This is a genomic window from Cytophagia bacterium CHB2, assembly GCA_030263535.1.
Classification (GTDB): Bacteria; Zhuqueibacterota; Zhuqueibacteria; order Zhuqueibacterales; family Zhuqueibacteraceae; genus Coneutiohabitans.
In genome coordinates, this window is sequence record SZPB01000011.1 from 25,794 (window position 1) to 39,875 (window position 14,082).

Genomic DNA, 14,082 nt, shown 5'->3' on the forward strand with positions numbered 1-14,082 from the left:
ATGCGACTTTCACATCTTGGCCTTTGGATTCATCCACAGGCGAGCGCTTGCCAAACCACAATGCAAAATTCAGGTACAATCAAACCTCAGTGAGTTGGGCATTCCTTACCCCTCGTATTGCAGTCGCGCCTATTTAAAAAAACGACGCTAATCATGCCGCACCTCGCGCGTGGGAATGTGAGGGAAAATTGGATCGCGTTCTCGTGCTTGCGCAGTGCGTCATGACTCAATCAGTCTCTTGAGGAAAGGCTTTTATTCTATTCTTCAATATCTGTTCCATGCATTATGCAAAAATCTACTTATCCAGAGTAAATACCGTGTTGATCAACTTATTGACTGTTTATGGGTTAGCGAAAAGCGCCTAGAATGCCGGAAAATCTGTTTTGCGGGAGTGCTCTAAAATTTCTTAGAATTACGAAAACACTTCGCGAGATTGGGAATCTATGCGGAGTTGTGTACTGGGCATTCTTGCATAACGAACGCCCAGCGCCTCAATCGCCTTGTATTTCTTGATACTTCCGCTTCGCACATTCTTCCCGGGCATGTTGCAGCACACGTGGCACCGTGCTTGATACTTCAGCAAAACAGTCCAAGACGCATTCCCGACCATTGCTGATGATCAACTCAATACCTGCTGGATAACGAATCCAAGGAGGGCACATGACAAGTCTCAAGCTCAACAGGCCTCGCTTTGTCACTGGCCTGATTTTGCTGGCCGTAGCAGCATTGATGTTTCTCTACGGACACTACTCTACTGCCGGCGTGGTCGCGATTGGTGTGCTCGGCTTGATAAGCATTGCAACATCCAGGAAAAAATGAGGTGTTTTTATGATGAAATGGCTGATTTACACAACTCTTGCCCTCGCCTTTTGTGCCGCGAGCGCATGGGCACGGCAAGAAGACGGCGTCGAGCGCGAAATTCTGTTGGGCAACGAAGCTTATGGGAAGTTTGATAATCAAAAGGCTTTGCAGCATTTTCTCACGGCATTGGACATGGATCCCAACAACTATCAGGCGCTGTGGAAAGGGGCGCGCGCCTATGCCGATGTGGGCCGGACATTTGAACACCAGGAAAAGAACAGGGCCAAGTTGATGTATCAAACAGGCGACAGCCTGGCGCGCAAATGCGTGGCGCTTTATCCGGATTCCGCTGATGCGCATTTTGCGCTGGCGTTGTGCGTCGGGCGGGTTGCGCTGTTCGAGGGCGGCAAAACCAAGATTCGCTTGTCAAAGGAAGTCAAGCAAGAAGCGGATCTGGCCGTGGCTCTGCAACCCACGCATGATGCGGCGTATCACATTCTCGGCCGCTGGCATTATAACATCGCGACGTTGGGTTGGGCGTTGAAGGCGGTGGCTAAAATCGTTTACGGCGGAGTGCCTCCCGGCGCTACGCTGGCAGAAGCCGCGAAAATGTTTGAGCGCGCGCTCGCCCTCAACGGCGAGAAACCGGTGCATCGGTTGGAATACGGCCGAACGTTAATCGCGTTGGAGCAGTATGACGAGGCCAGAGTCCAACTGCAAGAGTGCATGGCACTGCCGCAAGCGCAATGGGACGATGACATGAGCAAGGCCGAAGCCGCCCGCTTGCTGAAAACGATTGCCGGTAAACACGACAAGAAAGACGAAACGTGATGCGCCTCGGCTCGCGCAGCCTTAGCGCAGGCCGTAAATTTCGAATTCCGGGGAAAAGGCCAGATGCAGCTTGAGATGAACGCCGTCGTGCGTCAATTTCAACTCATGCTCGCCATCGTCGATGTTGGGCGCGATGCGAAACAAGAATTTCTGCCTGCCGATATCGAGATTGATCGGCTCCAGATCGTTGACTTTTTTCCGGATTTCATCCAAAATATTTTCCAAATCAAAATTGAGCGATTTGCCGAGATTCGGCAGGAAGCTTTTGTTGATCAACTCCCGCACAAAGGTTTTGAAAAATTTCGGAATCACCGGCATTTCGATTTCTTTGATGACCGCCTTGTGCAGCATCAATTTGTTGTGCGCAATCATCGGCTGGCACGTCAAAACCAGCCGCGTTCCGCCGAAGCTAAAATCGCCGCCCGGGCTTAACGCGATTCTGCCGGCCAACTGCATGGCAATGTGCAGGTGATGGCCGGCGCCATACTTCAAAGACAATTTGACGGCGCTGAGCGGATCGGCGGGATGTTGTGTGTAGCGAAAGCGTTTAAACAAACGAACTTCGCCCGGCTCCAATTGAATCACAATACGCTCGGGAACCGGAATTTCATTGTAATCGAGTTTCAACGCGAGGTGAATCGAAGCGTGGTGCATGGCTGAGTCTTTCGTTTATCAGAGCTGCGCGGGTTGTTTGCCGGCAACACCGCATTCGTGCAACGGCGGCGCCTCGCCTTCTGCAATGCGAAACAGATCGACATCATGTGGGGGCTTGCTGGTATAGCCGCGCCAGAGAATGGGAAGCCAGCCCAAAATGGGCAGAAAAAAAGCAAAGCTCAGGGGCCGCTTTAAGAATGCTTGAATGCCCGACAGCAAACTGATTTCCCACGGGCCGTTGTCATTTTCAAGGCTGCGCCGCTCCACTTCTGCAAACAGAGAAGGCCAGAAAAACGGCAAAAAATATGGGAATCGTTTCACGTTTTTTCGGCAGCCGGCAAAAAATTCTTTGGCCGCGTAAGGCCTCCGGCCGTACGCTTTCACCGCGTGCTGTAACTCCTCCTGCATTTGCCGGCGGATGCGTTCCGTCAACTCCTGCACTTCGGTTTCCGTGATCTTATCCAGCGGTTTATCAATCATCTCATAAGGTTTGATGCGCTTGCCCATCACATACGTGAGTTTGGCGGGAAAACCAAAGTAAAACAGCCAGGGCTGCAACGGGATAAGCAACGTCATCAATCCCAGCGGTAAAAATGGAATGCCGATCTTATTCGCAATTTTATTGACGCCGGCAGAATGATAGGCATACGGGTTGATGTATTCGCCGTTGACGGTGGCAAACGGAATGATGTCCGTGCGATATTTCAGGCTAACGCGCACAAACGAAGTGGCAAAGCGCTGCAATTGATAGCGTTTGTCGAAGCCTTTGCCGATGCCGGGCACGCCCTCGGGATAGATCAGTACATTGGCATCATTGTCGTGCATCATCGTTTCAACGTTCAGGGAAGTGGCATCGACGCTGCCGACGCGCTTCCAAAAGTCGGCGACGAGAAAGGGATTCATCAGCGTGGTTTGCGAGAGCATGGGCGCTGTCAGCGCGCGCACCGCCCGGGAAAAATCAAAATGATTGCGCTTCAGCAGTTGCGAGGTGAAAATAATGCCGTCCCACGGAAATGCCATGCCGGCATGATTGCTGGCAAAAATCAACGGGCGCTCCGGATTGTTGCGCTCGGGGAACGGATCAAAGCCGATGAACTGCGATCGAAAGTAGCATTGATCGAGCGGCTCCAGCACCTGCTTGACGAGATTGACGGCAAACTCGCGATCAAAACGCTGCGCGACGATTTTTTGGTTTGCCCGCACCAACGCATTCATGCCTGTTTCAGATAGGGCAATCGTATATCTTTCCATTTCACCTCCTGCTGAAACAGAGAGCGACGAAGTACACAAGCTCAAGATTACGATGAGATCTGTCATCTCACGCCGGCTTGCCGGGATCACAGAGTTGTTGATTTTGGGCTCATTTCTCTGCGCGTTCCGCGTAGTCAGCGAGAGATAAAATGCCATCGAATTTATGAAAATGAACACGACGTCAAACTGCGGGGCGCAAAAATTCTGCTCTGCACAAATTTGCAACAATCACGCCGCAAGCAAAACCGGAAATTTCTCGCAAGATGATAGCTTTTAGGCAGCCGCCAAAGCGCTTTTTTGTCAATTCAAACCTCCTGCCCAAAATTTTGGTTTATTCGGAAAGCGCTAAACAACTTTGAGCAAAAACACATTGCGTCATAAATATCTTGCATTAGATAACGCAATGTGCTATAATCACTCGTGATCTTGAATTTTATTAACAAAAAAGGCAATAAATTTGCTATCGACATTTGGTGTCTCATTGCGTAATAAATTTACGCAATGCGTTAAATTTAACTTGACTTTTATAACGCAATGTGTTATTATTGGAGCAACCAATGGTCCGAGTAATCAAACGCTACGAGAACAGAAAACTCTATGACACAACCGAGCGGCAATATGTTTCGTTGGAAGAAATCGCTGGCTTGATTCGAAGTGGTGTTGATGTTCAAGTGGTGGACAACACAAATGGTGAAGATATTACCACACAAACCCTAACCCAAGTCATTTTTGAAGAAGGCAAGAAAGGCCGCAACCCGCTCTCCAAAGATCTGCTGCATGAGTTGATTCGTGTGGGCAGCAATCTCATTGACGGCGGTATTCAACAAGTGCGTCATGGGTTGGATATGCTGGTGCCAAGCTCAATCAACAAGATTTTTAACTCCGATCATGCCGAAGATTTGCGGCAACTGCAAAAGCGGGTAGAATCGCTGGAAAAAATCATCAAGGCTTTGGCCGAGCAAAATGTCACAGAAAAGCCAAAAAGTGGAAACGTTCGTCAATTATGATAATTGGGAAGCGTCATTTTCTTGATATTGGGAAAATCGTTCAAATGAAGCGTGCTTTATTTGACGTAAACTGTTTAAAATTCGCCGGCCCTTTTATGGCCTAAGTATTGCAAAACGCTGGGCGGTGCAGTGTTCGTTTAATTGGAATGTGAAACTCGTCCGGGCGGATGGTACCCTAACGCCTAACGCGTGTAGAACGGTAGTAAACGGTAGTACGCTGTTTGCAGTAAAGCCGCCCGGACGAAATTTCAGGGTGCCGCCAAGCAATGCCATCATGTGGTCGTGATCATTGAAGGTGTTGGCGATTTCGGCATGAGGACGATGCTGAGATCAACGTGAGGATGAGCGCGAAGCGAATGGTCAAGCTTGGAAAGGAGAACGTCATGACATCCGAAAAGGAACTCTTCGAACACAAACCCATGGAGAAACTGGTCGACGAGGCCAAAGGCACACTGGAATTACTGCAAGAAGGCATCTCCAAAACCTCCCGTGAGATTTGGCTGGCAGGGTTGGGCATTTTTTCAACGATTGACAAAGAAGGCGCGAAGATGTTCAATCGTTTTGTGGAACGTGGGCGCGATCTGGTTGAGAAAAATGGCAAACCCTTGATGGCGACAAAGAAAAACGGCGATCCGGCCCCGACGTATGTCAGCGAGAAAGTCGATCAATTCACGCATGACATTTTCTCACGGCTCGATGATGCAGCCGAATTCATCCGCAAGAGAGTTTTGGGGCCGTCAGAAGCTTCGGGCGAGGTCACGCATGATGAAGTGAAAATCTTGTCCGAAAAAGTCGACAAACTAACCGAAAGCGTGGCATCGCTGGTTCACCGATTGGATGATGCGACAAAAACCGGTCCTCGGGCAAAGACCACAATGTGATATTTACTTGAGCCTCCGAGAACATAAAATGCTAACCGGACGGTTTTTATGTGAGAGTCATAAGGACTTGTAGGGTATGCTTAAGCTGATCCAAGCACCGCCCGGTTAGCGTTCTCGGAAAGGTGGTCAGAGTATCTTGCCTATGAGGTCGGAGATTTGCAGAAAAAGCTGTCAATGCTAAGACAGCTTTTTCTGTTTTGACAGGCCAGGGATGATGGAAACTGCCACGCACACGGCTGCACCCAATGCTGCCTTGATTTCATCAGAACAAGAACCAGAACTCCGGCAGAGAACCAATCATAAACCAATTGCGCCAGCAACCCTGCGTGAGTTGCCTTTAACGGCCGTTCACGCGCGCCCCTATCGCCGGAAAGTGGGACATCGCTTTTTTTTGCTGTATCGCCATGTGCTCGGCTTGCTCGCAGGCAGTCATCTTGCCTACGTCAACAACCTCCCCCCTGACAAACGCAAATTCTTGAATTCACCCGGCGCGCGCGTGCTGGCCTTCCTGCTGCGGCCCTTCGTCAAGAAAGAATTACGCGACCGGCCCTTTGCTGTGCAGTTGCGCCGGCGGCTGGAAATGCTGGGGCCGACCTACGTCAAGCTCGGCCAGATCATGGCGATTCGTGAAGATATTTTGCCGAAGGAGATCACGGACGAGCTGAGACAATTGTTGGATCGCCTGCCGGAAGCGCCCTTTGCCGCGGTCCGGCAAATCATCGAAGCCAGCCTGGGCAAGCCGCTGGAAGATTTGTTTTGGGATATTCAGGAAAGCGCCATCGGCTCTGCCTCCATCGCGCAGACTCACCTCGCCAAAACCAAGCTGGGCGAAACCGTTGTGGTCAAAGTCATCAAGCCCGGCATTCGCGAGGCGATTCTTTCGGATATCAAGCTGCTGCAACTCCTCGCGCGTCTGCTGGAAGAGCTTATTCCGCGCTATCAGCCCGAAATGATCATCAACGAATTTTGCGCCTACACCGAGCGGGAGATCGATCTCACCTACGAAGCGGATCACGCGGAAATCTTCGCCGCCAATTTCGCGCATCAACCTGAGGTGGTTTTCCCCAAAATTTATCGTGCGCTCAGCTCGCGAGATGTTCTTTGCATGGAATACTTCGACGGGTGGAAGCCGAATGACCCGCATGTCCGCCAATTCAGCTCGAGTGAGATCCAAAAAATTATTGATCTCGGCGCCGGCGCCATCATCAAAATGTTGTATGCCGACGGCTTTTTTCACGCCGATTTACACACCGGCAATTTGATTGTATTGCCCGGGCCCAAGGTGGGATTCATCGATGTCGGCATGGTGGGCCGTTTCGACGAAAAAATGAAGCTCAGCATGTTGTATTATTTTTACTCGCTGGTCAACGGCGACATCGAAGGCTCGGCAAAGTATTTGACGGCCATGGCGCGCATTGGAGAAGGCGGCGATGTCATCGGCTTCAGGCGCTCGGTTTCGGATTTATTTCGCCGCTATCTGCTGCGCGCCTCCGATGGCCGCCTGAGCCTGGCGCAACTCATCCTGGCCTCGCTGCGAATCGGCGGCAAATACCGCATCTTTTTCCCGGTGGAAATGACGTTGATGGTCAAAGCCCTGGTGACGTTCGAAGGCGTGGGCTTGCAACTCGATCCCAATCTCGATGTGCCCGCGCTGTCGCGCCGGCATATTCGCGCGATCTACAGCGAACATTACGATCCCATGCGCTTGTTCCAGCAATTCATGAGCGGCCTGCCGGAAATGGTGGATGTTCTGGTGCGCGCGCCGGAATTCATTTCCGAAAGCTCGCGCTATTTGCAGCAACTCTTCAACGCCCCGCGTCCGGAAAGTCCGGTGATCGGCCTGCGCAGCGGCCTCATGGCCGGCTCGTGCATCATCGGCGGCGTCATCGCGTTTGTGGCCGGCGCCCCGCTGCTGCTTTGGGCCGGATTGTTTGCGTCGAGCGTGGTATTTTTCTTCTTGAGAAAATAACCATGAAACCGAATTATCCCATCATCCTCGCGCACGGAATTACGCGGCCAGATTATCTCATCGATTTCATCATCCGCAAATTAAATTTGCACGATTTCAGCCGGGCGGCCGATCACCTGCATTACTTCAAAGGCATTGCCAGCCACTTGCGCAAGCATGGTTTTGAAGTTCATACCACCAGCGTCAGTTTTGCCGCTAATGTCGAAACGCGCGCGAAAGATCTCGCGCGTGAGCTTCAAAAAATCCTGGCGAATACCGGCCATCAGAAAGTGCATATCATCGGCCACAGCATGGGCGGCCTGGATGCGCGCCACATGATCGTCGATGAGAACATGGCGGATTACGTTGCCAGCGTGACGACAATTGGCACGCCGCATTTGGGCGCCAGCGTGGCCGATTGGTTCATGCAAAACGGCTTTTCAAAAATTCTCGACACCCTGCGCAAAGTCATCAATCTTGATGGCTTCAAGAGTTTGACCTCGGAGGCCTGCCGGGCATTCAATGAATCAGCGCGCGCGGCCGAGGCCACGAACGAGGTGATTTATCAAACCTATGCCGGCTGGCAAAAACGCGAATTGACCTTCCTCCCTTTTCAAAAAACCTGGCAAATCACCTATGACCGGGAGGGCGACAACGATGGCTTGGTGTCAAAAACCTCGCAGAAATGGCAGGAGTGTTTGGTCGCTGAGGACGGCACAGCCAAAATCATCATGCAACACGATTTTCCCGTGGCCGCGGATCATGTGAATCAAATGGGCTGGTGGCATCTCAACGGCGTCGAACGCGCGGAATGGTGGGATTGGGGCGTGTGGCGGGAAAAAAGGCAATATGAAACAACGATTAAAAACGTTTATTTGAACATCGCGCAAAATATTACCCAAAACGAAAACAACAAAATCATTATGCCCGCTGCGTGAACCGGGGCACGGCGCGCAGGCCAGCAAAAGCCGTTTCGTCCAAGTGGGCGAGGCGGCTTTTTTGTTTTTATGATGAGCCGCAATTTTTTCCGCGGCTTGTTGTATTTGCGCATTTATTTTTTTATCCTATTTGCGTTACAATGATCGTTGCGGCAAGCCGTAATTCACCAAAATGAACCGAACGTCTTCCGTTGACTTTCCATGCTCTCCTTGAAAACCCTCATCGTTGACGATGAATGGCTGGTGCGCTCGGAGCTGAAAACCATGCTCGCCGGCTATCCGGAAATCACGCTGATCGGCGAGGCCGCCAACGTCGCCCAAGCCATTCCACTGATTCAAAAAAATCCTCCCGATGTGATTTTTTTGGATATTCAAATGCCGGGCGCTTCGGGTTTCGATTTGCTCGACCAAATTGATACCGCCGCGCGGATTATTTTCATTACCGCCTACGATAAATATGCGCTGCGCGCTTTCGAAGTCAATGCCCTCGACTATTTGCTGAAACCGATCAGCAAAGAACGCCTGGCGAAGGCTGTTAAAAAGCTGAGTTCGAATGAGCTTGGTTCGGCACAGCCGCATAAAAAAGCCGCCTATGATGATGTGCTTTATGTCATCGTCAACGGCGCGCTGAAATTCATCAAGCTGCCGTTGTTGAAGTGCATTACCGCTGAGGGCAATTACTCGTACATTTTTTACGCCGACAAACCCCGCGCGCTGGTTTCAAAAACATTGCAGGATTGGGAAGATCTGCTGCCGGAAAAGCAATTTGTGCGGATTCATCGCTCGGCCATCGTCAATTTTGAGTATGTGGAACAGGTGAGAAAATGCAAAAATTATACGCAGGAGGTTTTTGTCAAGGGCATTGAAAAGCCGTTCATGATGAGCCGGCGTTATGCCTCCAAGCTGAAACACCTGCTTCCCGTTTAACCCGCACTCTGGACGAAGTTCTGTTAACGATTTGTCTTTAATCCTTCAACCTGCCTGACGCGCTTCCAAACAATGTACAAGAAAATAGATGCCGCAATGAACTGCGGCACACCCGAGAGCGCCAATAAAGCGCCTGCAAAATTGCTTTGCGTGTAGCTGAAAAGAGGCTCCAAGATCAAACGGGCAGCCAAACCCAGATTCAATCCGAAATAGCAGATTCGCGCCAGGGGCAGCGTGTAACGGCCGCCGTCGGGAAAGGCATCTTTATTGAGGGGAAACATCCACAAGCCCACGCCAATGACGATGTTCACCAGCCAGCCGGCAAGCCCCATATGCAGATGCACGATCACCCACACGCGAGGCGCCGGCCCGATCAGCCAATTATGATAAAGAAAAATCGCACCGGCCAGAAACGTGAGCACGAGATAAACGGCGCTGGTACGAATGAACCACCGAACGGTTTGGGGCATGAGAATTTTGGTGGATTGATTCTACGTCGTCAGATGCACTTGCATGAGCCGTTAAACACACGAAATAGACAAAAGTTTTTCGCGCGTTTCGTGGGCAAAATTCAAATGTGCCTGAGTAGAATTAACAATTGGCAATTTGTAATTAGCAATTTTGAGAGGTGAATGGCCAATTGTTAATTGTCACTGTTGTGATCGAAGCTTGTTGTTCGGATTATTCGCTTCGCCGCGCTGCTGGCTCAAATACTCAGCAATAATGCGAATGTGCTCATCCGGCAGATAGAAAAACGGCGGCATGCGACTGTTGCCTTTGATGGCATAGGGGTTTTTGATCCAACGCGCCAGCCATTCCGCCTCGCGCTTGGTTCCAATATCATCCAACACCGGCCCAACGCGACTGCCGGTGCCGTGCAGTTTGTGGCAGGAAAAGCAGCCGTATTTTTTCATCAACGCGTGGCCCTCGCTGCCGTTGCCTGCGGCTGAAACGTTCGCCGAGTTGTGAATTGCCAAATTGATCGTCACCGCCGTCAACAACATCATGCAGAATCCGGCGAAGAATATGAAAAAAACTTTTCTGCTTGGGGTGGTCATGAATGAGATTTTGATTTAAAACACAAAGCGCTTTGGCGCCACTTCGGCTTGCGCTTCAACTTCCTCCAGAACATTCTGCGCCACTTTCAAAAAGCGCTTGGCCACTTCGAGCTGGGGCTGCGCGAGAACCACGGGCGCGCCGGTATCGCCGCCCACGCGCACCGCCGCGATGATGGGAATATCGCCGAGAAACGTCACGCCTTCGCGTCGCGCGGCCTCACGGACGCCGCCATAACCGAAAATGTCATGCTCCTTGCCGCAATCCGGGCACAGAAAACGGCTCATATTTTCGATCACGCCCAGCACCGGCACATTGACCTTTTGAAACATGCGCAAGCCTTTCATCGCATCGCTCAACGCCACGGGCTGCGGGGTCGAAACGATGACCGCGCCAGTGAGCACGAGTTTCTGCGAAATGGTGAGCTGCGCATCACCTGTGCCGGGCGGCAGATCGAGGAGAAGAAAATCCAATTCGCCCCAGTCGACATCACGCAACATCTGCTCGATGGCGCGGCTGACCAGTGGCCCGCGCCAGATCACAGCCGTGTCACTCGGCGCCAAGAATCCCAGCGACATGACTTTGACGCCGTCGCGTTCGAGCGGAACGATTTTGCGATTTGCGGAGCGCGGCTGTTTCCCCTCCAATCCAAGCATCATCGGCAGATTCGGACCATAAATATCCGCGTCCAACAAGCCGACTTTTTTGCCGAGCGCCTTCAAAGCAAAGGCGAGATTGACGGCGACTGTCGATTTGCCCACGCCGCCTTTGCCGCTGGCAATGGCGATTTTGTATTGCACGCCGGCCAGCGAGTTGTTCATCGCAGCTTGTCGGGCGGCAAGTTTTTCAGCGTTGGCTTCTGCCGTGGTCTTTTCGTTGATTTGCAAATCAATCTCGGTAATCCCCAACTCGCGCAACGCCTGTTCAATGGAGGGCCGCAATTTGCTTCCCGCCTTTCCTTCAGTTGTGACCAGCTCGAGCTTGAGCGTCGCCATATTGCCGCAAGCGCGTACTTCCTTCACCAGGCCAAAGCTCACAATATCGCGGCTATAGCCGGGATAAGGCACGGACTGCAATTTTTTCAGAATTTGTTCTTTGGTTGCCATGGCTTGACCTCAATGCTTTTCGTCCGGCATGCCGAGAGGATTCGTTTCGTGCGCATGCCCAACTCCGGTTTTCCTTGCCGCAGTGTAGAGGCCTTCAACATAGTGAATGAAGGTCACGTAGGCTTGTACATACTCGCGTCCGGCCTTCACATCATCTTGGTTGAAATTCTTTTTGGCCTTGGCTGTGGTGAACGTTTCTTGCAAACCGTTGTGCATCATCTCGCTGAGCAATTTGAACAGCGGCTCTGCTGAGCCAGTTTCGAGCGCCTTGTCGCCGGCAGGAATGGCGGGGCCGCGATCGAGTCCGGCGGGCTTCAAACCGGTGTACGGCGCGCCTTCACCGGCGCGATGAACACGAACCAATGTCTCGAAGAAGTACATATCCGCAAGTTGTTTCGCTTCCGCGTTGAGTTTTCGAACGTTCACTGTTTGCTCAAATGCACCCCTGATTTCTGCTTCGTCCTTCGGCTGCACCCAAATCAACACGAAATTGACATTCTCGGTCTCCAGCGCTTTTTGCGCAGCTTTGATTACCGGGCCATCCAGCGCATCGCAATGGGCGAAGACGCTGTTGGTTCCGAAAGACAATGCCATAAACCAGGCAGCTAATCCAGCAAAACGCGCGAGTAAATTTTTGTTCTGCATGATTTTTTTGCTCCTCTGTTGTGATACCTTAATAAAGCGAATTCACGCGAGCTTTGATTCGCGCCTGTTCGCCTCAAACCGCGGTTGGCGGCTTGCGGGCGCTCAACCGGCATATTGTTGCGCATCGACTCCGACAGTTTTCTCGCGTTCCATCACCAGCGCGCGCGGGAAAAGCACATTGTTTTCCTTGTGGACATGTTGATGCATATCGCGTTCAAGCCGCGCCAGGGCATCCAGCATGGCACGATAGGTGTTGCACGCCCAATCCGGCGGCGTGTAATCGTCGGTGAGTTCGCGCATTCGTTCCAGCGCCGAACCGGCCTGGTCATGCTCTGCCTCCATCTGGCGAATGGGGTTGGCAAGGGAGCCGCAGTGGAACCTCGGAGCCGTGGCGCTCGCCTCGATTTCGCGCACCATGGGAAACAAAATGCGTTCTTCCTTCATCATATGACTTGATAATTCTTCGAACAATGCAACAAACGTTTCTCGCACTTGCCAAAGACGGGGCTCATTTTCACCGTGAACCGACGCCACTTTTTGCGTCATCGCGTTCAGGCGAGGTAGTTCGGAGCGCAAATAGGTATGATGCGTCTGTTCGATGTGATCGGCCAAACCCGTGAGCGACATGGCCGCGGCATCGACAATCGGCTGCTCCGCAGCGGCTGCGGATTTTGCCAACGTGACCAGAAACGTTTGCGGGTCGATCCCTTTCTTGCGGCACGCCTCCTCCAGCGTTTTCTTGCCGCCGCAACAGTAGTCGATTCCCGCTGCTTCAAACGCGCGAGAAAGCGCCGGTTGGCGCGCCACAATCTCTCCCACGGTGTTGTGAATTTGAAATGTCGTCATTGCGTCTCCTTGTTTTTGGTCGATGATTAAGGTCTGGCTTAACAGCCGCGCCTAGCAACAAGCCTGTTCAAGGCAAGCAGGCGTTAAGACGCGACTTGGCTCGAACATTTTGCCTCACACAAATGCGGCATATTCCGCCGCAACATAAGCTTGCCACTGTTGCGGCACCTGATCTTCGCGATAAATCGCGCCCACCGGACAAATGTCACGACAGGCGTCGCATTCGATACACTCTCCGGGATTCACATACATCTTGTTGAGCCGGAGATCGTGCGGCAATCGAGTTTCTTCCGGCAGATAAATGCAATTGACCGGGCAAAGGTCGCGGCAGGTGCCATCGACGAGGCCAATGCAAGGTTCTGTGATAATATATGGCATTTGAGTTTCTTTTTTGTTTTGATAAAAAATACGGAATGTCCCCGTGAAAAACCTTGACTCAAGTCAAGAAACTAAAATTTCCCGGTCAAGCTGGCCATGCTCACGGATTTTCGCACGTTGGCGCGCGTCGTCGAGTTGATTCTTTCTAGCTCGCAGCGGGATTTTCCCGTCGAAAATCGAATATCTCTTCCAATTTGTTGCGCACCCAAATTTGTTCACAAGTACGATGTCATCGGTAAAGTTTCATCGCGCTTTTAATTTTATAACAGAATCATAGTCCGGCGGTGACGATAAGCAAAATATCTGCCCGCGAACGCCTCGATTTTCGTATGCCAGCGATTTTTTTTGGGGGGGGAATATTTGTCGGCAAGAATAATTTCCGCGCCGGCGCGCAGCGGCAGGTCGAGGCGCGCGAAATTCACCCGCGCAAATGGCGGGCTGATTTTGTTGATGCTGTTGGCGTCGGGATAGAGCGCCCAAACTTTTCCCAACGGCGCCGGAACGATGGAAGAATAGCTGAATTGCGCGCGCAAGTAGGCCTCGCCGATTGAGAAAGAAGAGATACCCCGATTTTGTATTTCAACTACAAACGCATCACCACGCCCACCGCCGCATAATGAAACAACGCGAACGTATAGACTTCGTCGTTATCCGCCCCGCCTTCGAGAATGCGGTATCCGAATTTGAGATCGAGGCGATCGCTCACTTGCGCCGTCAGCGCGGCGAGAACGTCCTCGGCGCGGCCCTGCGGCGCAGCCAGCGCGTCGCCATCCAGCAGAAAGGCGAATTTCCCGCTGAAATTCCACCATAGCC

14 protein-coding genes and 1 pseudogene are annotated in these 14,082 nt (G+C 51.9%); 6 read left to right on the forward strand and 9 right to left on the reverse strand.

Annotated elements, in window-relative coordinates:
- Positions 1-828 precede the first annotated feature (828 nt).
- Entirely contained in the window at positions 829-1,632 is an 804-nt protein-coding gene (locus tag FBQ85_02470; GenBank protein ID MDL1874027.1) for a tetratricopeptide repeat protein, read from the forward strand.
- A gap of 21 nt (positions 1,633-1,653) precedes the next feature.
- Here the strand turns inward: FBQ85_02470 and FBQ85_02475 are convergent, their stop codons facing one another.
- Complete coding sequence (locus FBQ85_02475; GenBank protein MDL1874028.1) at positions 1,654-2,286, reverse strand: hypothetical protein; 633 nt, start codon at positions 2,284-2,286, stop codon at positions 1,654-1,656.
- Positions 2,287-2,403: 117 nt separating this feature from the next.
- Positions 2,404-3,501: pseudogene (locus FBQ85_02480) on the reverse strand (hypothetical protein).
- 572 nt (positions 3,502-4,073) lie between these two features.
- On the opposite strand from FBQ85_02480, the gene FBQ85_02485 reads away from it, so the two are divergent.
- The 5 genes from FBQ85_02485 to FBQ85_02505 all read left to right on the forward strand — a co-directional run bounded on the left by FBQ85_02485 (position 4,074) and on the right by FBQ85_02505 (position 9,238).
- Entirely contained in the window at positions 4,074-4,544 is a 471-nt protein-coding gene (locus FBQ85_02485; GenBank protein MDL1874029.1) for a hypothetical protein, read from the forward strand.
- 341 nt (positions 4,545-4,885) lie between these two features.
- Positions 4,886-5,425, forward strand: coding sequence for a hypothetical protein (locus FBQ85_02490; protein MDL1874030.1), 540 nt, complete (start codon positions 4,886-4,888; stop codon positions 5,423-5,425).
- 211 nt (positions 5,426-5,636) lie between these two features.
- Positions 5,637-7,394, forward strand: a complete 1,758-nt coding sequence (locus tag FBQ85_02495; GenBank protein ID MDL1874031.1) for an AarF/ABC1/UbiB kinase family protein — start codon at positions 5,637-5,639, stop codon at positions 7,392-7,394.
- Positions 7,395-7,396: 2 nt separating this feature from the next.
- Positions 7,397-8,311, forward strand: a complete 915-nt coding sequence (locus FBQ85_02500; GenBank protein ID MDL1874032.1) for an alpha/beta fold hydrolase — start codon at positions 7,397-7,399, stop codon at positions 8,309-8,311.
- Positions 8,312-8,512: 201 nt separating this feature from the next.
- The gene (locus FBQ85_02505; GenBank protein MDL1874033.1) at positions 8,513-9,238 is read left to right on the forward strand and encodes a response regulator transcription factor; all 726 of its coding nucleotides are present in this window, start codon (positions 8,513-8,515) and stop codon (positions 9,236-9,238) included.
- A 23-nt stretch (positions 9,239-9,261) separates the two neighbouring features.
- On the opposite strand, the gene FBQ85_02510 is transcribed toward FBQ85_02505, so the two are convergent.
- The 7 genes from FBQ85_02510 to FBQ85_02540 form a co-directional block, all read right to left on the reverse strand.
- On the reverse strand, positions 9,262-9,708 hold the full coding sequence (locus FBQ85_02510; GenBank protein ID MDL1874034.1) for a hypothetical protein: 447 nt from the start codon (positions 9,706-9,708) through the stop codon (positions 9,262-9,264).
- A 180-nt stretch (positions 9,709-9,888) separates the two neighbouring features.
- Positions 9,889-10,296: a cytochrome c gene (locus FBQ85_02515; protein MDL1874035.1), complete on the reverse strand. Its 408-nt coding sequence runs from the start codon at positions 10,294-10,296 to the stop codon at positions 9,889-9,891.
- Positions 10,297-10,311: 15 nt separating this feature from the next.
- Positions 10,312-11,400: a DUF59 domain-containing protein gene (locus tag FBQ85_02520; protein ID MDL1874036.1), complete on the reverse strand. Its 1,089-nt coding sequence runs from the start codon at positions 11,398-11,400 to the stop codon at positions 10,312-10,314.
- Between the two features lie 9 nt (positions 11,401-11,409).
- Positions 11,410-12,045: a hypothetical protein gene (locus FBQ85_02525; protein ID MDL1874037.1), complete on the reverse strand. Its 636-nt coding sequence runs from the start codon at positions 12,043-12,045 to the stop codon at positions 11,410-11,412.
- Between the two features lie 102 nt (positions 12,046-12,147).
- Positions 12,148-12,891: an iron-sulfur cluster repair di-iron protein gene (gene ric, locus FBQ85_02530; protein ID MDL1874038.1), complete on the reverse strand. Its 744-nt coding sequence runs from the start codon at positions 12,889-12,891 to the stop codon at positions 12,148-12,150.
- A 114-nt stretch (positions 12,892-13,005) separates the two neighbouring features.
- Positions 13,006-13,269: a 4Fe-4S dicluster domain-containing protein gene (locus FBQ85_02535; protein MDL1874039.1), complete on the reverse strand. Its 264-nt coding sequence runs from the start codon at positions 13,267-13,269 to the stop codon at positions 13,006-13,008.
- 260 nt (positions 13,270-13,529) lie between these two features.
- Entirely contained in the window at positions 13,530-13,802 is a 273-nt protein-coding gene (locus FBQ85_02540; protein ID MDL1874040.1) for a hypothetical protein, read from the reverse strand.
- Positions 13,803-14,082: the final 280 nt, after the last annotated feature.